The organism is Pseudomonas sp. RHF3.3-3 (assembly GCF_048069595.1).
Classification (GTDB): Bacteria; Pseudomonadota; Gammaproteobacteria; order Pseudomonadales; family Pseudomonadaceae; genus Aquipseudomonas; species Aquipseudomonas fuscovaginae_B.
Genome location: NZ_CP182250.1, coordinates 1,687,382 through 1,709,208 on the forward strand (window position 1 = coordinate 1,687,382; position 21,827 = coordinate 1,709,208).

At 63.2% G+C, this 21,827-nt stretch carries 20 protein-coding genes; 7 read left to right on the forward strand and 13 right to left on the reverse strand.

Features of this window, described 5'->3' with window-relative positions; translation table 11 throughout:
* Positions 1-87: 87 nt before the first annotated feature.
* The 13 genes from ACMGT0_RS07615 to mutS form a co-directional block, all read right to left on the reverse strand.
* The gene (locus ACMGT0_RS07615; protein WP_054061038.1) at positions 88-447 is read right to left on the reverse strand and encodes a DUF5064 family protein; all 360 of its coding nucleotides are present in this window, start codon (positions 445-447) and stop codon (positions 88-90) included.
* A gap of 57 nt (positions 448-504) precedes the next feature.
* On the reverse strand, positions 505-1,434 hold the full coding sequence (arcC, locus tag ACMGT0_RS07620) for a carbamate kinase (protein WP_054061037.1): 930 nt from the start codon (positions 1,432-1,434) through the stop codon (positions 505-507).
* Between the two features lie 109 nt (positions 1,435-1,543).
* A complete protein-coding gene (locus tag ACMGT0_RS07625) occupies positions 1,544-2,554 on the reverse strand; it encodes an ornithine carbamoyltransferase (protein WP_054061036.1) in 1,011 nt (336 codons plus the stop codon).
* 185 nt (positions 2,555-2,739) lie between these two features.
* Entirely contained in the window at positions 2,740-3,996 is a 1,257-nt protein-coding gene (gene arcA / locus ACMGT0_RS07630) for an arginine deiminase (RefSeq protein ID WP_054061035.1), read from the reverse strand.
* A gap of 31 nt (positions 3,997-4,027) precedes the next feature.
* On the reverse strand, positions 4,028-5,455 hold the full coding sequence (gene arcD, locus ACMGT0_RS07635; protein ID WP_416772047.1) for an arginine-ornithine antiporter: 1,428 nt from the start codon (positions 5,453-5,455) through the stop codon (positions 4,028-4,030).
* Between the two features lie 321 nt (positions 5,456-5,776).
* Entirely contained in the window at positions 5,777-7,126 is a 1,350-nt protein-coding gene (locus ACMGT0_RS07640; protein WP_054061945.1) for a CoA transferase, read from the reverse strand.
* Between the two features lie 207 nt (positions 7,127-7,333).
* A complete protein-coding gene (locus ACMGT0_RS07645) occupies positions 7,334-7,741 on the reverse strand; it encodes a YbaN family protein (protein ID WP_054056822.1) in 408 nt (135 codons plus the stop codon).
* A 196-nt stretch (positions 7,742-7,937) separates the two neighbouring features.
* Positions 7,938-8,546, reverse strand: coding sequence for a biliverdin-producing heme oxygenase (locus ACMGT0_RS07650; protein WP_054056789.1), 609 nt, complete (start codon positions 8,544-8,546; stop codon positions 7,938-7,940).
* 116 nt (positions 8,547-8,662) lie between these two features.
* A complete protein-coding gene (locus tag ACMGT0_RS07655) occupies positions 8,663-11,266 on the reverse strand; it encodes a TonB-dependent receptor (RefSeq protein WP_416772050.1) in 2,604 nt (867 codons plus the stop codon).
* A 120-nt stretch (positions 11,267-11,386) separates the two neighbouring features.
* A complete protein-coding gene (locus ACMGT0_RS07660; RefSeq protein WP_054056791.1) occupies positions 11,387-12,361 on the reverse strand; it encodes a FecR family protein in 975 nt (324 codons plus the stop codon).
* A gap of 93 nt (positions 12,362-12,454) precedes the next feature.
* Positions 12,455-12,973 (reverse strand): RNA polymerase sigma factor, encoded by a 519-nt coding sequence (locus ACMGT0_RS07665; protein ID WP_054056792.1) that lies wholly within the window; start codon positions 12,971-12,973, stop codon positions 12,455-12,457.
* Between the two features lie 703 nt (positions 12,974-13,676).
* Positions 13,677-14,000 carry a ferredoxin FdxA gene (gene fdxA, locus ACMGT0_RS07670; protein ID WP_054061806.1) on the reverse strand — a complete coding sequence of 108 codons (324 nt, stop codon included), beginning with the start codon at positions 13,998-14,000 and terminating at the stop codon, positions 13,677-13,679.
* Positions 14,001-14,141: 141 nt separating this feature from the next.
* The gene (gene mutS / locus ACMGT0_RS07675; protein WP_416773439.1) at positions 14,142-16,709 is read right to left on the reverse strand and encodes a DNA mismatch repair protein MutS; all 2,568 of its coding nucleotides are present in this window, start codon (positions 16,707-16,709) and stop codon (positions 14,142-14,144) included.
* Between the two features lie 193 nt (positions 16,710-16,902).
* Between mutS and ACMGT0_RS07680 the strand changes: the two genes are divergently transcribed.
* From ACMGT0_RS07680 to ACMGT0_RS07710, 7 genes are all read left to right on the forward strand, one after another.
* Positions 16,903-17,646, forward strand: coding sequence for a LexA family transcriptional regulator (locus ACMGT0_RS07680; RefSeq protein ID WP_416772053.1), 744 nt, complete (start codon positions 16,903-16,905; stop codon positions 17,644-17,646).
* A 604-nt stretch (positions 17,647-18,250) separates the two neighbouring features.
* On the forward strand, positions 18,251-18,601 hold the full coding sequence (locus tag ACMGT0_RS07685) for a phage holin family protein (protein ID WP_054056796.1): 351 nt from the start codon (positions 18,251-18,253) through the stop codon (positions 18,599-18,601).
* A 50-nt stretch (positions 18,602-18,651) separates the two neighbouring features.
* Positions 18,652-19,143 (forward strand): hypothetical protein, encoded by a 492-nt coding sequence (locus ACMGT0_RS07690; protein WP_054061944.1) that lies wholly within the window; start codon positions 18,652-18,654, stop codon positions 19,141-19,143.
* Positions 19,144-19,164: 21 nt separating this feature from the next.
* On the forward strand, positions 19,165-19,776 hold the full coding sequence (locus tag ACMGT0_RS07695; RefSeq protein WP_416772056.1) for a phage baseplate assembly protein V: 612 nt from the start codon (positions 19,165-19,167) through the stop codon (positions 19,774-19,776).
* Between the two features lie 10 nt (positions 19,777-19,786).
* The gene (locus ACMGT0_RS07700) at positions 19,787-20,119 is read left to right on the forward strand and encodes a phage baseplate protein (RefSeq protein WP_416772057.1); all 333 of its coding nucleotides are present in this window, start codon (positions 19,787-19,789) and stop codon (positions 20,117-20,119) included.
* Complete coding sequence (locus ACMGT0_RS07705; RefSeq protein WP_416772059.1) at positions 20,116-21,111, forward strand: baseplate J/gp47 family protein; 996 nt, start codon at positions 20,116-20,118, stop codon at positions 21,109-21,111. Before ACMGT0_RS07700 ends, ACMGT0_RS07705 begins: the two co-directional genes overlap by 4 nt.
* A complete protein-coding gene (locus tag ACMGT0_RS07710) occupies positions 21,108-21,758 on the forward strand; it encodes a phage tail protein I (protein WP_416772061.1) in 651 nt (216 codons plus the stop codon). Before ACMGT0_RS07705 ends, ACMGT0_RS07710 begins: the two co-directional genes overlap by 4 nt.
* Positions 21,759-21,827: the final 69 nt, after the last annotated feature.

Below are 21,827 nucleotides of genomic sequence, written 5' to 3' on the forward strand. Positions count from 1 at the left end.
GGGATACGGTTCCTGGCGAGAAGGGCGCAATTATGCCATCTCCGCCGCAGGCTTCCCACGCGCAATGCTCCGCACCAGCCGCGCGGGCTACTCGAGGTGTTCGGGCTTCATCGGATCGCCGGACTTCACATGCAGTTGCGCGCGCACATCCTCGAACATCTCGTCGTAGTACCGGTGCAGCGCGATGATGTTGGCGCTCTTGGGCATGCCGTGCTGCTGGGCGAGGCGGGTGGCGTGGCGGGCGAAGTCGAAGGCCTGGTCCTTGGCCAGGAAGAACGACTCGTCGAGTGGCTTGTCTTCGATGGTGCCGTGCAGCCGGAACTGCATGCCCTGGCCCTCGCGCGGATCCTGGGCGAGTTCGTAGTCGATGCACAGGTTGTAGCTGAAGTCATCCCTGTTCAGCGCGTGTCGCTCGATATGCAGGTGACCGGGCTCGAACTTGGCCATGGTGATGTCTCCTTACAAGGCGTGAGTAGGGCAGACCATGGCCTGCCCCGAAGGTTCTCATGAATAGACGATGCCGGGTTGGGCGGTACTGACCCGGGTGCCCGCTTTACCTTGGACGATAGCCTCGATATCCGCCAGCGAGCCGATCACCGCAACCTTGCCGGTCTGCCGGGCGAACTCGCAGGCGGCCTCGACTTTCGGGCCCATGGAGCCGGCGGCGAAGCCGAGTTTTTCCAGGTCGTCGGGGTGCGCCTGGGCGATCGCCTTCCGGGTCGGCTTGCCCCAGTCGACGAAGGCCGCGCTGACGTCGGTGGCGATCACCAGCAGGTCGCATTCCAACTGCCGGGCCAGCAGCGCCGAACACAGGTCCTTGTCGATCACCGCCTCGATGCCTTGCAGCTTGCGGTTTTCGTCGTACATCGTCGGAATCCCGCCGCCGCCGGCGCAGATCACGATGCTGCCGTTTTCCAGCAGCCACTTGATCGGACGGATCTCGAAGATGCGCTTGGGTTTCGGGCTGGCGACCACCCGGCGGAACCGGTCGCCGTCGGGGGCGATGCTCCAGCCTTTTTCCGCGGCCAGCCGTTCGGCCTCTTCCCTGGTATAGACCGGGCCGATGGGTTTGCTCGGCTGCTGGAAGGCCGGGTCGCCGGGGTCGACCTCGACCTGGGTCAGCAAGGTGGCGAAAGGCACCTCGAAATCCAGCAGGTTGCCCAGTTCCTGTTCGATGATGTAGCCGATCATGCCCTCGGTTTCTGCGCCGAGGACATCCAGCGGGTAGGGCGAAACCTGGGTGTAGGCGGCCGCCTGCAATGACAGCAGACCGACCTGCGGCCCGTTGCCGTGGGCGATCACCAGTTGGTTGCCAGGGTGGATTTTCGCGATCTGTTCGGCAGCGATACGGATGTTGGCGCGTTGGTTGTCCGCGGTCATGGGTTCACCACGGCGCAGAAGGGCGTTGCCGCCCAGGGCTACGACGATACGCATGGTGCAGTCCTTCTTTGAGAGTCGTGTGGCCGGTTTTGGGGGGGGAGTGGGCTTGGCCGCCAAGGGCTTCGCGGCGGTGCGGCGTCCCGACAAGCCCGCTCCTGCAGGGTCAGATATCCGCCAACGCCGCCACCAGGATCGCCTTGATGGTGTGCATGCGGTTTTCCGCCTGTTCGAAGGCGATGTTGGCCGGCGACTCGAACACCTCCTCGGTGACCTCCACGCCATTGGCCAGGTGCGGGTAACGGGCGGCGATGTCCTTGCCGACCTTGGTCTCGCTGTTGTGGAACGCCGGCAGGCAGTGCATGAATTTGACCCGTGGATTGCCTGCGGCCTTCATCAGCCGGCTGTTGACCTGGTACGGCAGCAACTGCTCGATGCGTTCATCCCAGGCCTCCACCGGCTCGCCCATGGAGACCCACACGTCGGTGTGGATGAAATCCACGCCCTTGACCGCCGCCACGGGGTCCTCGGTGAGGGTGATGCGTGCGCCGCTGTCCTCGGCGAACGCCTGGCACTGGGCGATGAAGTCGGCATGGGGCCACAGCGCCTTCGGCGCGGCGATTCGCACGTCCATGCCGAGCTTGGCGCCGATCATCAGCAGTGAGTTGCCCATGTTGTAGCGGGCATCGCCCAGGTAGGCGTAGCTGATGTCATGCAGCGGCTTGTCGCTGTGCTCGCGCATGGTCAGCACGTCGGCGATCATCTGGGTCGGGTGGAACTCGGCGGTCAGGCCGTTGAACACCGGCACGCCGGCGAACCGGGCCAGTTCCTCGACGATCTCCTGTTCGAAGCCGCGGTACTCGATGGCGTCGAACATCCGTCCGAGGACGCGGGCCGTATCCTTCATGCTTTCCTTGTGGCCGATCTGCGATGACACCGGGTCGATGTAGGTGACGTGGGCGCCCTGGTCATGGGCCGCGACCTCGAAGGCGCAGCGGGTGCGGGTCGAGGTCTTCTCGAAGATCAGCGCGATGTTCTTGCCCTTGAGGTGCGGCCGCTCGGTGCCGGTGTACTTGGCACGCTTGAGGTCGCGGGACAGGTCGAGCAGGTAGTGCAGCTCGCGGTTGGTGTGGTGCATCAAGCTCAGCAGGCTGCGGTTGCGCATGTTGAAAGCCATGTTGGGTATCTCCCTGGATATATCGGTTGTCGCCACGATCGGCCGGCCTTTCTCGCCCTTCTTGTAGGAGCCGGGCTTGCCCGCGAATAGGCCCTCAAGCCTGGCGCTGCCTAAACGGACGCCTTCGCGGGCAAGCCCTGCTCCTACAAGGGCCGGTGCCCTGGGGAACCGTGGCGGGTTGTCGGTCAGTAGTCGATGGGGTCGCGTATGATCGGGCAGGTCATGCAATGACCGCCGCCACGGCCGCGGCCGAGTTCGCCGGCACTGATGGTGATGACCTCGACGCCGGCCTTGCGCAGCAGGGTGTTGGTGTAGGTGTTGCGGTCGTAACCGATCACCACGCCCGGCTCCACGGCGACCACGTTGTTGCCGTCATCCCACTGTTCCCGTTCGGCGGCGAAGCTGTTGCCGCCGGTCTCCACCACGCGCAGGGCCTTGAGGCCGAGGGCCTTGGCGACGGTGTCGAGGAAGCTGGTTTCCTCGCGGCGTACATCGATGCCGCCCGGCTTGCTCTCGTCGGGCCGCAGGCTGAAGGCGACGATCTGGTTCACCACTTCCGGGAAGACGGTCACCAGGTCGCGGTCGCAGAAGCTGAACACGGTGTCCAGGTGCATGGCCGCGCGGGACTTCGGCAGGCCGGCGACGATCACCCGTTCCACCGCCTTGTTCTTGAACAGGTTCAGCGCCAACTGGCCGATGGCCTGGCGCGAGGAACGCTCGCCCATGCCGATCAGGACCACGCCGTTGCCGATCGGCATCACGTCGCCGCCCTCTAGGGTGGCGTTACCGTGCTCCTGGTCCGGGTCGCCGTACCAGACCTGGAAGTCGGCGTTGACGAATTCCGGGTGGAATTTATAGATGGCCGTGGCCAGCAGGGTTTCCTGGCGGCGTGCCGGCCAGTACATCGGGTTGAGGGTGACCCCGCCGTAGATCCAGCAGGTCGTGTCCCGGGTGAACTGGGTATTGGGCAGTGGCGGCAGGATGAAGCTGGAGTGGCCGAGGAAGTCACGGAACATCTGGATGGTCTTGCCGCCGAAGCTGTCGGGCAAGTCGTCGGCCGATATCCCGCCGATGAGGAACTCGGCGGCCTTGCGGGGTTCCAGGCTGCGCAGCCACGAGCCGACTTCGTTGACCAGGCCGATTCCGACCTGATTGGCGGTGAGCTTGCGATCGAGAATCCAGTCCAGGGCTTCCGTCTGGCCGACGATGTCGGTCAGCAGATTGTGCATTTCCAGCACGTCGATATCGCGTTCGCGCATCTTGGTGACGAAGTCGAAGTGATCGCGCTTGGCCTGGGCGACCCAGAGCACATCGTCGAACAGCAGTTCGTCGCAGTTGTTCGGGGTCAGCCGCTGGTGAGCCAGGCCCGGCGAGCACACCATCACCTTGCGCAGTTTGCCGGCTTCGGAGTGGACGCCGTACTTCACTTTTTCCGTGGTCATTGCAGATCCTCCAGAGGGAACGAACAGGGGGTTACAGCGTCAGGAAGCCGTCGTACAGGCCGTAGGCGGCCAGCAGGGCGCCAGCGACCACTGCGGTGAAAATCAGCTTCTCGACGGGGGTGAAAATGGGTTTGCCCAGCTCGTGCTTGGCCTTGGCGAACAGGATCGCGCCCGGGGCGTAGAGCAGGGCGGACAGCAGCAGGTACTTCACCCCACCGGCGTACAGCAGCCAGATCGCGTAGAGCAGGGCGATGGCCGCGATGCACAGGTCCTTGCGGCGTTCGGCCGGGGCGTTTTCATAGGTTTCGCCACGTACCGCCAGCAGCACCGCATAGGCCGCCGACCACAGATAGGGCACCAGGATCATCGAGGTGGCGAGGTAGATCAGCGACAGGTAGGTACTGGCGGAAAACAGCGTGATGACCAGGAACACCTGGACCATGGCGTTGGTCAGCCAGAGGGCGTTGGCCGGCACGTGATTGGCGTTCTCGCGGCGCAGGAACGCCGGCATGGTGTGGTCGCGGGCGGCGGCGAACATGATCTCGGCGCACAGCAGCACCCACGACAACAGGGCCCCGAGCAGCGAGATGATCAGGCCGATGCTGATCAGCCGCGCGCCCCAGTGACCGACCACGTGCTCGAGCACGGCGGCCATGGACGGGTTCTGCAGCTTGGCCAGTTCCGGCTGGGTCATGATCCCCAGCGACAGCACGTTGACCAGCACCAGCAACAGCAGCACGGTGATGAAACCGATGACCGTTGCCTTGCCCACGTCCGAGCGTTTTTCCGCGCGGGAGGAGAAGATACTCGCGCCCTCGATGCCGATGAACACCCAGACGGTGACCAGCATCATGTTGCGCACCTGGTTCATCACGCTGCCCAGGTTCGGGTTGTTCAGGCCCCAGATGTCAGCGGTGAAAATGTCCAGCTTGAAGGCGAACAGCGCGATCAGTACGAACAGCAGCAACGGCACCACCTTGGCGACCGTGGTCACCAGGTTGATGAACGCTGCTTCCCGGATACCGCGCAACACCAGGAAGTGTACGGCCCACAGCAGCAACGAGGCGCCGACCACCGCCGCGACGGTATTGCCCTCGCCGAAGATCGGGAAGAAGTAGCCCAGGGTGCTGAACAGCAGGACGAAGTAGCCGACGTTGCCCAGCCAGGCGCTGATCCAGTAACCCCAGGCCGAGGAGAAACCCATGTAGTCGCCGAAACCGGCCTTGGCATAGGCGTAGACCCCGCCGTCCAGGTCCGGCTTGCGATTGGCCAGGGTCTGGAACACGAAGGCCAGGGTCAACATGCCCACGGCGGTAATCGCCCAGCCGATCAGGACCGCGCCGACATCGGCGCTGGCGGCCATGTTTTGTGGCAGGGAAAAGATTCCACCGCCGATCATCGAACCCACTACCAGGGCAACCAGGGCGCCCAAGCGTAGTTTTCCGGGAGACTCAGCCATTGCATGACTCCAGTTCAGGAGAAGTGAGGCTCCAGAGTAGGGATGCAGGTTGAGGCGGGAACTGATTCAGATCAGGTTATGGGTGTATCGGATCTTGAATGTCCAACTGCATTTAATTGCGCGGCTATTTATTTTAAGTAATTGATTTTTATTGATTTTTTTATGTTTTTTATGGGCTTGCCGGTCAGGCTTTGTCGCTAATTTGAAAGTTTGTGGCGCCATGAGTTGGAACAGGGTTAATGGTGTAGGACCTACATGTTTCTCAGCGACTGAAATAACTGGAAATAAAAAGGCTGGCCATATAATGGCCAGCCCTCGAAGTCACCACTGGGGTGGGTGCTTGCCCAATTTCGTGGCCGGCAACCGCCAATGCAACGGCGTGCCCTCGATGTTCAGTGGCGGGATCAGGCGATGCGCCGGCCCCCAGGCGGTGTACTCGACCCAGGTGCTACGGTCTCTGGAGGTTTCCCGACGCAGGGGCTGCGGGTCATGGGCCGTCCCCTGCTCCAGCAGCAGTTTCGCCGTGCGTGCCAGCGACAGCCTGGCCGAGCCGCCACGTCCGCTGTGCAGCCGTTCGGTCAACGCGCGGATCGCCGTGGCCGCCATCAGGTAGCCGGTGCCATGGTCCAGTGCTTGCACAGGCAGTGGCGTCGGCACCTGCGCCGGCTTCCAGTGCATGCCGGCCTGGGCGATGCCGCAGCTCATCTGCACCAGGCTGTCGAAGCCGCGGCGGTTGCGCCACGGCCCGCTCCAGCCATAGGCATTGAGGCTGACATCGATCAACCCGGGCGACAGTTGCCGACGGTGCTGCGCAGCGTAGCCCAGCCGTTCCAGTGCGTCGGCCCGATAGCCATGCAGCAGGATATCGGCCTCGCCCAGCAAGCGGTCGAACACCCGTCGGTCGGCGCTGTCGTGCAAGTCCAGGCGGGCGCAGCGTTTGCCCCGGGTGACTTCCGGGACCAGGCTCGGCTCCTCCCAATGGGGCGGATCGATTCGCAACACCTCGGCGCCGAGCCCGGCCAGCATGCGACTGGCGACGGGGCCGGCGAGGATGCGGGTCAGGTCGAGGACCCTGACTCCGGCCAGCGGCTGCGTGGTCGAGCCGCTCCAGGCCCGGGGGTGCGGATCGTCGTCGGTACTGCGCTGGATCAGTGCCTCGGCGTTGACCGCCAGTCCCTGGGGGTGGTTTTTCCAGTCGTCCCAGGTGCGCATTTCGGCAGCGCAGCCTCCGCTGTCGACGATCGCCTGCTCAAGCTCGCCCTTGTTCCAGCGGGCGACGAGCTCGGCCATCACCGCGCGGTCGCCGGCCGGCCCGAGTACCCGCTCGGCGGCGGCCCGATGATGCGGCGCGTTGGTGTGCAGGCGAATCCAGCCATCGGCGGTGGCGTAGTCGCCGGCAATCGGGTCCCAGGGCTCTGGCAGGTTCCAGCCGATGGGGCGCAGGGAGCTGGCGAACCAGAACGAGGCCAGGCGCCGGTCGACGCTGACTCCCGGGTTTTGTCCGGTCTGTTGCCGGAGCAGTTCGGCCACCGCTTCGCCCACGGCCGCCAGGCTGGCGCTGGCCAACTCGGTGACGGCAAAGGCCGAGGGCAGGGCACCGGATTCGGTGAAGTCTGGAGTCGAGGCGGGTAGCTCGAGTGCGGCTTGAATGGATGTCAGCAGATCGGTCATCGAAAGGCCCTCCATGAGTAGAATCATTGCAGCGCAAATATTCGCGGCTGTCGATTTTTGCAGGTCCCTTCCGACGATTGTGCGCTGGACGCGATGGCTGAATCGGATACTTCGCAGAATTGGCTGGGGGCTTGAGGGCCCATTCGCGGGCAAGCCCTGCTTCTACAGGAAGGCGGGGCGTACATCAGTGCGGGGCTTCGCTGCCTTTCAGGGCAGCTCGATGACCGGCAGGCGTTCGGGGCGGGACCAGATCCACAGGTTGCCGAGGGTCATGCCGGCAATGGCCAGGTACACCGGCCAGTGGTGTTCGAGCATCACCAGCATCAGCGTCGCGCACAGCAGCATGCTGACGGTGGCGCTGACCTTGGCCCGACGGGCGATGATCTTGCCGTTGCGCCAGTTGCTCAGGATCGGGCCGAACAGCCGGTGGTTCTCCAGCCAGGCGCTGAGCCGCGGCGAACTGCGGGTGGCGGCCCAGGCGGCCAGCAGGATGAACTCGGTGGTGGGCAGGCCGGGCACGACGATGGCGATCAGGCCGATGCCGAGGCTGACATAGGCAAGCACGCCGAACAGGAGGCGGCTGAGCTTGGAGGACGAGGGTGTTTTGCTGGTCATGGTCTCAATTGTGGTGCGCCGGGCGGCTTGGCTCAAGCCTGGTGTTTCATTCACGTCGGGGCCCTTCGCGGGCAAGCCCTGCTCCTACAGATGTACGCCGTATCCTGGAAGGATGTACGACTTATCTCTGTAGGAGCAGGGCTTGCCTGCGAAGAGGCCTTCGAAACCACCGAAGGTCTTGCAGGCAGACCCGTATTCAGGCCAGCTCAGGCGCCGATTCGTAGGCTTGTTCCAGCAGCACGGTAAAGCGTACGAACGCATCGATGGCTCCTTTCTCCACCGCCGCTTCCTCCTCGGCGCTGAACTCCAGGCCGTCCAGGGTCCTGATGAAGCTCTTCCAGCCCTCGGCACGGCCACCAGCCGGCTCGCCCAGGTGACGGGCACCGAAGGTTTCGCTCAGGCCCAGGCCTACGGCACGCTTGATCAGGAACGCGGCACCGAGCTTGGAACCTTCGGAGACGAAGATCCAGCCCAGGGCTTCGGCCTTGCTCGGGTGCTTCAGGGCACCGGCCACCGGCTCCGGGACTTCGGTATCCAGGTCCGCCAGGTCGGCCTTGGCCGCTTCGGCACGGCAGCGCGCCGGCAGGTCGGGGACGATGGCGATCAGTTCCGGGTCGTTGTACAGCGCCACCAGTTCCGACTGGAACAGATACTGGGCGACCACGAAACGGGCGAAATTGGCCTGGTTCTCGAACGGTGCGTGGGCCTTCACCAGTTGATCGAGCTTGCTGTGTGGCTCGTGGGTGATCTGGTTCAGACGCTGGGAGCGCAGGCTTGGGCGTTGGGTATTGTCCTGGGAGGTCATTGGGGAGTCCTTGGGAATGAGAGGCGCTTTCAGTTACTAGACGAACAAGGAGACGCGCCACAGTAAAAAAACCTCACCCCGCCGTCTGGCAGTGTGGCGGGGGAGGCGGCGGTCGGTCAGATATCCCAGATCAGGTTGACCGAGAAGTTGCGGCCCGGAGCGGTCAGACGGTCGAGGTTGGCCGGGCTGAGCACACCGGCTTCGCCCACGCCGTCGTAGCCACGTACGTCATCCCAGTTCCAGTACTTCTTGTCGGTCAGGTTGTACAGGCCGGCATTGACCGTCACGTCGTCGGTGACCTTGTAGAAGCCGGTCAGGTCGAATACGCCATAGCCCGGGGTCTTGAACTGCTTGCTGCTGGTCAGGCCGTCTGGCGCGTTGAAGGTGCTGTCGTCGACCCGGTCCTTGCGCTTGACCAGGGTCCAGCTCAGCAGTGCCCCGTACTTGTCCTGGTCGTAGCCCAGGCCGAACACGCCGGTGAGCGGGTTGACGCTGTTGATCGGTTCGCCACTGTCATCGTTGCGACCGTAGGCGTAGGACACCGAGCCCTGGGTGTAGAGCCCTTGCGGTGCGCCGAAGTGGTCCAGGTTCAGCCGTCCCTTGACCTCCGCGCCCTTGATGGTGGCGTGCTTGATGTTGTTGGTCTGGAACGTCAGCTCGCTGTAGCCGGGAGCGACCGCGTCTTCGTTGATGAAATCGCGATACTTGTTGTAGAACACCGCCACGTCGAAGGAGCCGGCCTCGAATCGACCGCGCAGGCCGGTTTCGTAGCTTTTGCTTTTTTCCGGCTCCAGGTTCGGGTTGGGTTCGACGTTATAGCCGGTGGTACCGTTCTGGAAGCGACCGTACAGGGCCTTGGCGGACGGGGTGCGGAAACCTTCGGCGTACTGGCCGTACCAGGTGTACTGGTCGGTCAGGGCGTAGGTCAGGCCGAACTTGGGCGAGACGCGGTGCCAGGTCTTTTTCGAGCCGTCGATGTCGCCACCGCCTGCGGCGGTGATGGTATTGATGAATGCCTGGGTGATGTGCGGCTTGAGCTGGGTGTAGTCATAGCGCAGGCCGGGCAGGAAGGTCCACTGGTTCCAGCTGATCTGGTCCTGGGCGAACAGCGAGTAGGTGTCGATGGTCGGATCGGGGAAGTCGCTGGATTTCACCAGGCGATCCAGTGGGCTGTTGCCGCCGACCGCGGTGCAACCCTGGCCGGGTACGGTGCTCACCGCCAGACAGGTGCCACTGCCGCTACGCGAGCCGGTGACCTTTTGCTGCTTGATGGTGCTGCCGTAGGTCAGCAGGTGATCGGTTTCACCGAGGTTGAAGGCCTTGTCCGCCTGGGCGTCGAGTACCCATTGCTGCTCCTTGTAGACCGTGTCCCGGCTGCGCAGCACACGACGCACGAAGGGGAAGTAGTCTTCCAGGGTGCTTTCATCGGTCTTGGCGGTTTGATAATTCAGGCTCAGCTTGACGTGATCGGCCACGGCGCTGTCCAGACCGAAACTGTTCTCGATGCCAAAGCGTTCGCGGGTGACGGTATCGTTGCCGGTACGCGAACGGTACATGCCCACTCCCGTACCATTGCTGAACGGCCCACCCACGGCGCTGCGCTGGTTGGTGTCGATATCGCTCTTGTAGCGCTCGTAGGTCAGGCCCAGGCGCGAGTCATCGTTGTAGTTCCAGCCCAGCTTGGCCAGCACGTTGGTGGTGCGGTTGGTTTCCGGGTTGGCTTCGGTGCGTTTCAGGCCGGTGCCGCCGGTGTCGCCGTAGGACTCGGTTTCGCGGCCGTTGCGCTGGCTCAGGTGCAGCAGGCCATCGAAGTCGCCGGTACGGCCGGCGACGGTGCCGGAGGTCAGCCAGCTGTTGTCGGAGGAGCTGTAGCCGCTCTTAAGGCGGGCGCCGACGTCCTCGCCGGGCTTGATGATGTCGCTCGGATCGAGGGTGTAATAGCTGACTGCGCCACCGATGGCGTTGCTGCCGTAGAGCACCGACGCCGGGCCGCGGAGGATTTCCACGCGCTTGACGATTTCCGGGTCGACGTAGTTGCGGTGGGTCTGTGCATAGGGGCCATTGAAGAAACTGTCGGGAATCTCGACACCATCGACCTGGGTCAGGATGCGGTCGCCATCGATACCGCGGATGTTGTAGCCGCTGATACCGCCGCCGCGCAGGCCCGCGCCGCTGACGGAAACGCCCGGCTCATAGCGCACCAGTTGCTTGATGGTGTTGACGTTCTGCTGGTCGAGCTGCTGGCGGTCCTGCACAGTCACGGTGCTGGGGACCGAGGACACGTCCTGCTCCTGGCGGGTGGCGCTGATGGTCACCTGTTGCAGATTGAGCGTGGTGCCATTGGCCCGCTTTTCCAGGACGACGTTGTTGTCGCCGAGCTTGCGGTAGCTCAGGTTGGTGCCGGTCAGCAACTGCTCCAGGGCCTTTTCCGGGGGCAACGCACCGTGTACGCCAGGCGATGCCACGCCCTGGCCGAGCTCGGCGGGCAAGCCGACCTGCCAACCGGTCACCGCGGTGAACGCATTCAGCGCCGAAACCAGCGGCTGCTGGGCGATGGCGAAATTGTAGTTGGCGAGGCTGCGCGCCGGTTGCGTGGCGCCGCTGGCCGCCAGTACGGGTGTCGCCTGGGCGCCGGCGAGCAGCATGGCGGCGGTAAGCAGGGACAGGGTGCACTGTTGCAGGCCGCCACTGCGGGCCTTGGAGGTGAAACGAGTGGGCATCGAAAGCGCTCCGATCTTCGAAACTTATAGTTGCGATGCGATGCGATTCGTTATGAGAATCACTTGCATTGGCTATGACGAGACGAATGATCGAGTGCTATCGAGTAAAAAAACTTTCGGTCAGTTGAGAATGACCAGCGCTGGGTACTCCGAGACCCTTGCGGAAGTGATGTGGGCCAGTGAGCGGAGCACGTCCAGCGGCTTGTCCAGGCGGTAGTTGCCGGTCACGGCGACCTTGTCCAACTGCTCGTTGTTGTTGACGATCCAGCCCGGGTAGTAGCGTCGCAGTTCGGCCAGCACCTGGCCCATCGGGCAATTCTCGAACACCAGGCGGCCCTGGATCCACGCCAGGTCCTTCTGTGCATCGAGTTTTTCCGGAGGCCCGAAACCATGCGGGCCGACCCGCACACTGCTGCCGGCGGACAGGCGCAGGCGGGCACTGTCGTCGCGGGTACGCAGGTCGACATCGCCGCGCTGTACCTGCACCTGCGCCTCACCGTCCAGGTAGCGCACGGCGAAGGCGGTATCCTGTACGCTGGCCTGGACCGGCCCGGCATCGATCTCCAGCGGATGTTCGCGCTGGCCGGATACCTCGAAGAACGCCTCGCCCTTGTACAGTCGGGCCAGGTGTTGCTGGTCGGTGAAACGGCTGGAGAACGCCGAGTTGGTGTTGAGCAGGACCTTCGAGCCGTCTTCCAGTTGCAGGTGCTGGCGCTCGCCGGCCACGGTCAGGTGATCGGCCTGCAGGCGCAGGGGCAGGTTGCCGTAGGTGCCGATGGCGATCAGCAGCACGGCGGCGGTTGCCAGCGGTTTCCAGTGTGGGCGCAGGCGCCGCAGCAGGGACGGTCGCCGGCGGGTGGTTGCCTGCAGCGCCTGGGCGGCGGCGATCACCGCTTGTGCGTTCCAGGCGCCACTGGCCCGGGCATAGGCCTGGGCATGGGCCGGATCGGCGGCAAGCCAGGCGTCGAATTCGGCGCGTTGCCCGGCTGTCGGGCATTCCATCACGATCAGCCAGTCCAGTGCCTGATCCATGGCGTCGTCTGGCAACACTGGCCGAGCGGCTGCGGGAGGTGGCTGGTTGGGGCTGTCCGTCACGGGTGTTCCTCGGCAATCGTTGTCACGGTTTGGTTCGGTGATCCGCCTCCCGTGGGCTGGCGGATCTTGTAGGTCTTGGCGCTGAGGGCAAGCTTAAGGGCGATCCAGGCGTTCGGCCACCCCGACACAGATGGCCATGATCAGTTTCAGGTCCTTCTGCACGGTGCTCAGGGACACTTCGAGGCGTTCGGCGATCTCCTGGTAACTGCAGCCATGCAGGCGGCTGAGAATGAAGATCTGCTGTTGGCGGGCAGTCAGTTGACCCAGGCTCACGCTCAGGCGCTCCAGCAATTGTTCGGCATGGGTGGCATCTTCCGGAGTACTCAAGGGGGCGACGACACTTTCCACCACCTCCAGCGGCACATCCTCCATCAGCGTGCGGGCCTGGATACGCCGTGCACGCAGGTGGTCGAGCGCGAGGTTGCGAGCGGTCTGGAACACGAAGGGTTCAAGATGATCGATGGAGCGTTCGCTCAGGGCACGGGTGACCCGCAGGTAGGTCTCCTGCAGCAGGTCCTCGGCGGTGCTGGGGTTCTGCACCATGCGTTGCAGCGTACGCAGCAACGTAAGCCGCTGGGTGAGGAAGACCTGGTTGAACTGGGATTGCGTCACGACGGCACCTGACGGGGTTATGCTAATGATAATAATTAGCATTTGACCTTTCGGTCAAGGGGCCGGTTTCCCGGTCCTCAGTTTGGAAGAGTCGCTGTCTTGCCCAAGTTGCATGAGCCTGCGTGGCGTGAGGTAGCTGAATATCTGAGTGCTGTTTTCTATACTAAGGATTGGTTTTGAGTATCGAGGTTTTTACCCGTGGAAAGTTTTCGGAGGGAGCCGGGTGACGAAGGCGTTACTTATTTTTGAGCGTTTTCGGGGTTCATTCCGACCTTCCGGAGCTGCGGAAGTTCTTTTTTGCTGGCTTGGCTGTGTAAGCCTTTACTTACGTGTTGCGTAAGCGATCGAGGATGAACACGGCAGCAGATTGCCGAGAAATCTGTTTAATTGATTGAAATATAAGTGCTTTTTAAAACTTCCAATGGATCCGAAAACTCTCTGTGTGCTTCTGGATCCACTTGCGGGCGATCTGAAAGTCATTAATATCAGCCCTGTGTCGACGGATAGACACGGCGATCATGGAAGATCGCTAAGAGGAACATCGCGGGATGCGATTCATCAGGATGATGAAAGGGAAAAAAGGGACTAGGGAAAAAATGTGGGCGGGTTACACCGCCCCTTTTTTTTGCCTGTAGAAAAGTGCTGGCCCTGGCCCAACAACGCAAAAAGGCCCGCAAGGGGCCTTTTCGGGAGTACGCAGGACTCAGCGTTCGAGATACTGCAACTTGTCCTTTTCGCCATCCCACTTCTCGGCGTCCGGCAGCGAATCCTTCTTCTCGGTGATGTTCGGCCAGATCTCGGCCAACTCGAGGTTCAATTCAATGAAGGTTTTCATTTCCTCCGGGACTTCATCTTCGGAGAAGATGGCCACGGCCGGGCATTCTGGCTCGCACAGTGCGCAATCGATGCACTCATCCGGGTGAATCACCAGGAAGTTCGGGCCTTCGTAAAAGCAGTCCACCGGACAGACTTCTACGCAGTCGGTGTACTTGCACTTGATGCAGTTGTCGGTGACGACGAAGGTCATTTCTAATTCTCTCCTCAGGCGGCGGCGGCGAAAACCCTATCAGGACGGGCTCGCTGGGCTTGGGAACGGCTCTGCGAACCAGGCTAATAGCCCGCAGCTTCCCAAGCCGCGCGAGATTCTAGCAGCTTGCGGCCGTCTGCGTTAGATCCGTGTCTTCAATGTGTAAAGCATTTCCAGCGCACGGCGTGGTGTCAGGTCGTCCAGGTCGAGCTTGGCCAGTTCGTCGAGCACCGGGTGCGGCAGGCTGGCGAACAGGTCGCTCTGCTGCGGCACCGCCGGCTTGCCGGGCTTGGCCACCGGCGCCTCGTGGGGCAGGCTGGTGGTCTCCAGGCGGCTCAGGTGTTCGCGGGCACGGCGGATCACGTCGCCGGGTACGCCGGCCAGTTGCGCCACCGCCAGGCCGTAGCTCTGGCTGGCCGGACCGGGCAGCACGTGGTGCAGGAAGACGATCCGTTCGTTGTGCTCGGTAGCATTCAGATGCACGTTGGCTACCAGCGGTTCGCTCTCCGGCAGCACCGTCAGTTCGAAGTAGTGGGTGGCGAACAGCGTATAGGCCCGCAGGTGCGCCAGGCGCTCGGCGGCTGCCCAGGCCAGGGACAGGCCGTCGAAGGTACTGGTGCCGCGACCGACCTCGTCCATCAGCACCAGGCTGCGCTCGGTGGCGTTGTGCAGGATATTGGCGGTTTCGCTCATTTCCACCATGAAGGTCGAACGACCACCGGCCAGGTCGTCGCTGGAGCCGATCCGGGTGAAGATCCGGTCCACCGGCGACAGCTCGCAACTGGCGGCAGGCACATAGCTGCCGATGTGGGCCAGCAACACGATCAGGGCGGTCTGGCGCATGTAGGTGGATTTACCGCCCATGTTCGGACCGGTGATCACCAGCATGCGGGTGTTGTCGTCGAGGGCCAGGTCGTTGGCCACGAACGGTGTGGTCAGCACCTGCTCGACCACCGGGTGGCGACCCTGGCTGATGCGCATGCACGGCTCGTCGACGAAACGCGGGCAGTTCAGGTCGAGGTTCAGCGCGCGTTCGGCAAGGTTGCTCAGCACATCCAGTTCGGCCAGCGCGGCAGCGGTGTCCTGCAGCGGTGGCAACTCGCCGATCAGGGTTTCCAGCAGCGCCTCGTAGAGCATCTTCTCCCGTGCCAGGGCGCGGCTCTTGGCCGACAGCGCCTTGTCTTCGAATTCCTTGAGTTCCGGGGTGATGAAGCGCTCGGCGCCCTTGAGGGTCTGGCGCCGGATGTAGTCGGCCGGGGCCGATTCGGCCTGCTTGCTCGGCAGTTCGATGAAGTAGCCGTGCACGCGGTTGTAGCCGACCTTGAGGTTGGCCAGGCCCGTGCGCGCCTTTTCCCGGGCTTCCAGGTCGATCAGGAACTGCCCGGCGTTTTCGCTGAGCGACAGCAGTTCGTCCAGCTCGGCATCGTAGCCGGTCTTCAATACGCCGCCGTCGCGGATCACCGCCGGCGGGTTGTCGATAATGGCGCGTTCCAGCAGGATCGCCAGTTCCGGGTAGGTGCGGGCAGTGGCGGCCAGTTGCTTGAGGTGCGGGGCGTCCAGTTCGAGCATCGCGTCCTGCAGTTGCGGCAGGGCCCCGAGGGCATCGCGCAGGCGCGCCAGGTCGCGCGGGCGGGCGTTGCGCAGGCCGATCCGGGCGAGGATCCGCTCGATATCGCCGATTTCCTTGAGCTGGGGTTGCAGCCGTTCGAAGCGGTAGCCTTCCAGCAGACAGCCGATGGACACCTGGCGCGCGGTGAGGATCTTCAGGTCGCGCAACGGGCGGTTCAGCCAGCGGGTCAGCAGGCGGCTGCCCATGGCGGTCTGGCAACGGTCGACCACCGACTGCAGGGTATTGTCGCGACCGCCGGCGAGGTTGATGTCCAGCTCCAGGTTGCGGCGGGTCGCGGCGTCGAGCACCACGGTATCGTCCAGCCGCTCATGACGCAGGCTGCGCAAGTGCGGCAGGGCGGTGCGCTGGGTTTCCTTGGCGTAGGCTAGCAGGCAGCCGGCGGCACCGATGGCCAGGGTCAGGGTTTCGCAACCGAAGCCCTTGAGGTCCTGCACGGCGAATTGCTGGCAGAGGCTCTTGTGCGCGGAATCACGTTCGAAATCCCAGGGGGCGCGACGACGGGTACCACGGCGTTTCTCCGCCGGCAGGCCCTGCGGCCAGTCGTCGGGGATCAGCAGCTCCACCGGATTGATCCGCTCCAGCTCGGCCAGCAGGTTTTCCCAGCCCTTGATTTCCAGCACGGTGAAGTTGCCGCTGGTGATGTCCAGCACCGCCAGGCCGAACAGCCGCTCGTCGCCGAGCACGGCGGCGATCAGGTTGTCGCGGCGCTCGTCGAGCAGGGCTTCGTCACTGATGGTGCCGGGGGTGATGATCCGCACCACCTGGCGCTCCACCGGGCCCTTGCTGGTCGCCGGGTCGCCGATCTGTTCGCAGATCACCACCGATTCGCCGAGTTTCACCAGCTTGGCCAGGTAGCCTTCGAGGGAGTGAAACGGAATCCCGCACATCGGAATCGACTGCCCGGCCGACTGGCCGCGGGCGGTCAGGGTGATGTCCAGCAGCTTGGCGGCCTTCTTCGCGTCTTCATAGAAAATCTCATAGAAGTCGCCCATGCGGTAGAACATCAGCTGATCGGGATGCTGGTTCTTCAGGCGCCAGTATTGCTGCATCATCGGGGTGTGCGAGGACAGGTCGGAAATTGGCTTATTCATCAGTGGGGTAGGTGATAGCTTGAATAAAGTGTGGGGGCAAAATCGGGCTGTTTGCCTGGCAATGGGCGCAAGGTTAACACGGGTGCTTCGGGTCCGCAGACATGGCCTTTTGCTTTTGATGTTAGATTTATGCACTGGATATGCAAATTAGCATTTGCTATTCACGCAAAGCCCAATCAATATGCGCGTTATGCAAATACGCAATGTTTCTACCGTCCTCCGAGCGCTGCTCGACCGCCACGGGATCTCCCCCACGGAGCTTCACCGTCGTACCGGCGTGCCCCAATCCACCCTGTCGCGCATACTCAGCGGGAAGATCGTCGATCCTTCGGACAAGCACATTTCGAAGATCGCCGAGTATTTCCAGGTGACCACCGACCAGTTGCGCGGCCGTGCCGATATCGGCGCCGCCCGCGATCAGGAGCAGGGCCCGCTGCACTCTGAACTCAAGGATATAAGCCTGTGGGACGACGACACCCCCGTCGATGAAGACGAGGTGTCCGTGCCCTTTCTTCGCGAGGTTGAATTGGCTGCTGGATCAGGAAGATTCGTCATCGAGGAAAGCGAGAAGGCCAGCCTGCGCTTCGGCAAGCGCAGCCTGCGCCACAACGGCGTGCAGTTCGACCAGGCCAAGTGCGTGACCGTGCGCGGCAACAGCATGTTGCCGGTACTGCGCGACGGTGCCACGGTCGGGGTCAACGCCGGCAAGAGTGCCATCGGCGATATCGTCGACGGCGATCTCTACGCGATCAACCACAACGGCCAACTGCGGGTGAAGCAGCTCTATCGCCTGCCCACCGGTATCCGCCTGCGCAGCTTCAACCGCGACGAGCACCCGGATGAGGACTACACCTTCCAGGAAATCCAGGAAGAGCAGATCGCCATCCTCGGGCACGTCTTCTGGTGGGGCATGTACGCCCGTTAACCCTCTCTGATTCGGAAAAACCCACAGTCATGTGGGTTTTTTTTCGCCTGCAAAAAAGACCCACCCCTTGATCGGCGGGGCCTCCATGCATTCGTGCATTGCTCGTGCAAAAATAAATGCATTTGTGCATTGACTGGATATGCATACATGCATATTCTTTGTTCCAAGCCGGCCGGAAAGGCCAGCCAAAGGCAGCGATGCCAGGGGCATGACCCCGAAGCTCTTTAGTCGTACCGCTTCAAAGAACAGGCAGCGATGGATCGGCCTTGATGGTCCAGAGGGTTGGCAACTGACCCGGGTGTGCAGCGTAAAGCACCGTAAGCAGTTATCCGGCGGGCAGGGGCCGCGGTCGGAGGAACAATTTGAATCGATCCGTACCGCGCCAGTAGCGCCGAAGGATCGGGTGTCCGCTTCGCGTATCCCGCGCTCGCCCTGATGGCGTGCGGGGCCGGAGCCGACACCGGCATTACCAAAGGGCCTGGCACGAGCCGGGCCTTTTGGAATGCCCACGGAACCGGGCTCCCACGAGAATCCTTCACCTTGAACTACAAGCCAAACCATTACCGGCCAGTCAGTGGCCATTTTCTTCCACAGGAGGCGTGACATGACGAACGAGCAACAAGCGTTGGCAGACATGCCTATCTGGCTGGTCATCGTACTGGCCGTGATCGGCGGAGTGTCCGGCGAGATGTGGCGCGCCGACAAGGAGGGCGCCCGCGGCTGGCCACTGCTGCGGCGGCTGGTACTGCGCTCCGGCGCCTGCATGGTCTGCGGCGTGTCGACCATCATGCTGCTGTACGCCGCCGGCGTGTCGATCTGGACCGCCGGTGCCTTCGGCTGCCTGACGGCCATGGCCGGGGCGGATGTCGCCATCGGTCTCTATGAGCGCTGGGCGGCCAGGCGCATCGGGATCGATGAGCCGGTCGTGCGCAATTCTCAATCGGATCGGCCGTGACGCTGCAACAGGAATCGTATATGTCTTCAAACACTATCGACACGCCCTCGATGCTGTTTAGCACCCTCAGGAACGTGATCAAGGCCGCTTACCCACAACTCAAGGTGGGGACTCGTCGCGAGTTTGATGGCGTGGTGGTACCTGCCTGGGTGCTGATAGGCATCGACGGTGACAGCGCGGGTAGTCGCGCCCACGACGGTCGCCGCGCCCACGAGTTCAGCCTTTCGCTGCAGACAGTCGTGTCCACCCAGGAGATGGATGCGACCTTGTCGGCCTGCAACCTCGCCAGCCAACTGATCGATCTGGTGATCGATAACCGCTGGGGAGCAGCAGGGCAATGCGAGTTGCCGAGCAACATCCAGGGGGTGCCCTCGACCTTCGCCGATGCCGGCCAGGTCTACGGCGGCTGGACCATTTCCTTCAAGCAGATGTTCTATTTCGGCCAGCCCCTGCTGGACGATCCGACCGGTATTCCCAGGTTCGCCCGCAGTTGGGAAGTGACCAACCTGGACGACCCCGATCAATACCTGCCGCTTCCCTAGAAAACCCACAAGGAACTCATCATGTTCGAGGCGCTGCTACGCCTGCAACTGAGCCCGATCATCGAGCGTCTTGCCGAAATGGAGGCGGAAATCGACGACCTGCATCGCCGGGCCGAGAGTTTCTGCCGTATCGGCGTATGCGCTGCGGTGGACGCGGCGAGCAATACCTGCAAGGTCAGCCACGGCGAGCTGCTGACACCGGCGATCCGTTTCTTCAATCCCAGCGCTGGCGAGCAGAGCGAATCGCGCATCCCCTCGCTGGGCGAGCAATGCCTGCTGCTCAACTACGGCGCAGGCGAGGGTGGTAGCCAGTCGGTGGCGCTGTTTGGCATCAACTGCGATCGCTTCCCCCCGGCTGCGACGACGGCCAACCTGACACGCCGGCTGCACAGGGACGGTACCGAGAGCAGCTACGACGATAGCGCTCATGTCCTGAGCTGGAAAAACGCCGAAGCCACTTTTCGAGGTTCCCGCGAAACCATTGAGCTGACCCTGGGACCGGCGCGCCTGGCGCTGACACCGCAGTCCATCGAACTGAAGCTGGGCGCGGTGGGCCTGACCCTCGATGCCGCCGGCGTTCACCTGCTCGGCCCGCTGGTGGATCACCGGGGCCGGGTCATCAGCACCGCATAAGGAGCCCGTCTTGATCGGAGTCGACAGAAACAGCGGAGCCACGGTCGACGACTGGCTCCAGTTCGTGCAGCGCGCCACCCGCGCGCTGACCACGCCCCTGGGCACCCGCCAGAAGCGGCCTCTCTACGGCTCGCGGATTCCCGAATTGCTGGGGCAGAACCTGGGCGACGACCTGCTGCTGCTGGCCCAGAGTCATGCGGCACAGGCGTTCTACAACTCGGCCAATGGCATCGGCGATTTCGCTCCGCAGGTGATCGTCGCCAGTCGCCAGGATGCCGGCCTGTTGCTGCGTTTCGCCGGGACCTGGAAGAACCGTCAACAGACATTCGAGGTAGTCACATGAGCATGTTGATCCCTGGGCAGAACCAGTTGGCGGAGCCGGAGATCGTCAACGTCGACGTCTTCGAGGACCTGCTCGCCGAGTTCAAGACCTTTGTCGTCGAGTATGTCGGCGCCCGTTCCCCCGACAGTGCGGCCAAGCTGAAAGTCAGCCTCGAGAATGAAAGCGAGTTGCTGACCATGGCCCTTGAAGCGTTCTGCGTGCGTCTGCAAACCCATGAGCGCAAGTACAACGCCCGTATCAGGCAGATGCTGGCGTGGTGGGCCACCGGCAGCAACCTTGACGCTCGCCTGGCGGACATGGGGCTGGAGCGACAGTTGCTGGATCCGGGCGACCCGACGGCGTTTCCGCCGGTTCCACCGATCCATGAAAGCGATGACGATGCGCGCCTGCGCTACTACCTGGCACCCCATGCGCCGGCCGCAGGGTCGCGCATGCAGTATCGTCGTGAGGTGTTCACGCTGGGTGAGCGGCCCTCGGTCAAGGTACAAAGCACTTCACCGGGCGTCGTGGCGGTCACCTACACCTTCGACCCGGATGGTTACGCCGCTCAGGTCAAGGACGGCAACGGCCGGCGCACGGCGCCTGGCGAGGTGATGGTGACGGTTCTCGCACGCCGTGGCGACGGCACGCCGTCGGCCGACCTGCTTGAGCGGGTGCGCAGTCATTTCTCCCGCCCGGATGTCAGGCCGGAGACGGACCTCGTGAGTGTCCAGGGGGCCGAGATCAAGGGCTACAAGATCCGGGTGGTGGCCAGGATCAATGGTGGGCCGGATTCGGGGCTGACGCAGTTGGCGGCAAGCCGTCAGCTCCAGGCTTATGCCGAGGCCTGCCATCGCCTGGAAGGGCGGGTCGAGCCGAGCTGGATCGACTACACCCTGCACAGTGTCGGGGCGGTTCAGGTCGAGATTCTTGAGCCGCGCGAGCCCATCGTCACGACGGCCTTCCAGGCACCCTATTGCACAGGGGTCGAGGTGGAGGTGCTGACGTTATGACGCAGCAAACACGATCCGGCAGCCTGTTGCCCGCGAACAGCTCACCCTTGGAAAAGGCCCTCGACCTGGCTTTCGGCAAACTGCTCGAACGTGTCGTCCCGCCTTTTCCCGAACTGATGAATCCGCTGCAGACACCTGCCGGGTTCCTGCCCTATCTGGGCGCGGATCGAGGAGTCAGCGAGTGGGATGCCCAGGCCAGCGAGACCGAAAAACGCCTGACGGTTTCTCTTTCCTGGCAGATCCAGCGCCAGGCCGGGGTGCGCCAGGCGTTGAGTCATGCGGTGGAGTCGCTGGGCTTCACGCCGAACATTTTTGCCTGGTACGAACAGCATCCCCGAGGCACGCCATACTCCTTCGATGTGCAGGCGATCATCGGCCGCAGTTGGTCCAGTGGCGATCACAACCGGCTGATCCGCCGCATCAATGCGGCCAAAAGCGAGCGCGACCTGGGGACGATCACCCTCGTGCACGAAACCCGCGGGGATGTGCGGGTCGCCGCTGCCGCCGACAGCCTGCTCAGTATTCACGACGACAGCCTCGAAGGCGCGTTGCCTGACCTGAGGCTGCAGGCATCGCTGGGCGTCGGCAGTGGCACTCACCAGCCGTTCGGCGAGGGTGAGCTTTTCCTCAGTGCGGTCCTGCCCTGAACGGATGGGCAGGCGCAATCGATGGGCCCCGTCGGAGCCCTTTTCACACGACAATTTCAAGGCGCAGCC

Bases quoted from the DNA above. Each gene is read 5' to 3' on its own strand.
- ACMGT0_RS07615 (WP_054061038.1), bottom strand. From the start codon at position 447: ATGGCCAAGTTCGAGCCCGGTCACCTGCATATCGAGCGACACGCGCTG.
- ACMGT0_RS07710 (WP_416772061.1), top strand. From the start codon at position 21,108: ATGACGCAGCAAACACGATCCGGCAGCCTGTTGCCCGCGAACAGCTCA.
- ACMGT0_RS07680 (WP_416772053.1), top strand. From the start codon at position 16,903: ATGCGCGTTATGCAAATACGCAATGTTTCTACCGTCCTCCGAGCGCTG.
- ACMGT0_RS07650 (WP_054056789.1), bottom strand. From the start codon at position 8,546: ATGACCTCCCAGGACAATACCCAACGCCCAAGCCTGCGCTCCCAGCGT.
- fdxA (WP_054061806.1), bottom strand. From the start codon at position 14,000: ATGACCTTCGTCGTCACCGACAACTGCATCAAGTGCAAGTACACCGAC.
- ACMGT0_RS07695 (WP_416772056.1), top strand. From the start codon at position 19,165: ATGTTCGAGGCGCTGCTACGCCTGCAACTGAGCCCGATCATCGAGCGT.
- ACMGT0_RS07645 (WP_054056822.1), bottom strand. From the start codon at position 7,741: ATGACCAGCAAAACACCCTCGTCCTCCAAGCTCAGCCGCCTCCTGTTC.
- ACMGT0_RS07705 (WP_416772059.1), top strand. From the start codon at position 20,116: ATGAGCATGTTGATCCCTGGGCAGAACCAGTTGGCGGAGCCGGAGATC.
- arcD (WP_416772047.1), bottom strand. From the start codon at position 5,455: ATGGCTGAGTCTCCCGGAAAACTACGCTTGGGCGCCCTGGTTGCCCTG.
- ACMGT0_RS07640 (WP_054061945.1), bottom strand. From the start codon at position 7,126: ATGACCGATCTGCTGACATCCATTCAAGCCGCACTCGAGCTACCCGCC.
- ACMGT0_RS07690 (WP_054061944.1), top strand. From the start codon at position 18,652: ATGCTGTTTAGCACCCTCAGGAACGTGATCAAGGCCGCTTACCCACAA.
- arcA (WP_054061035.1), bottom strand. From the start codon at position 3,996: ATGACCACGGAAAAAGTGAAGTACGGCGTCCACTCCGAAGCCGGCAAA.
- ACMGT0_RS07655 (WP_416772050.1), bottom strand. From the start codon at position 11,266: ATGCCCACTCGTTTCACCTCCAAGGCCCGCAGTGGCGGCCTGCAACAG.
- arcC (WP_054061037.1), bottom strand. From the start codon at position 1,434: ATGCGTATCGTCGTAGCCCTGGGCGGCAACGCCCTTCTGCGCCGTGGT.
- ACMGT0_RS07625 (WP_054061036.1), bottom strand. From the start codon at position 2,554: ATGGCTTTCAACATGCGCAACCGCAGCCTGCTGAGCTTGATGCACCAC.
- ACMGT0_RS07685 (WP_054056796.1), top strand. From the start codon at position 18,251: ATGACGAACGAGCAACAAGCGTTGGCAGACATGCCTATCTGGCTGGTC.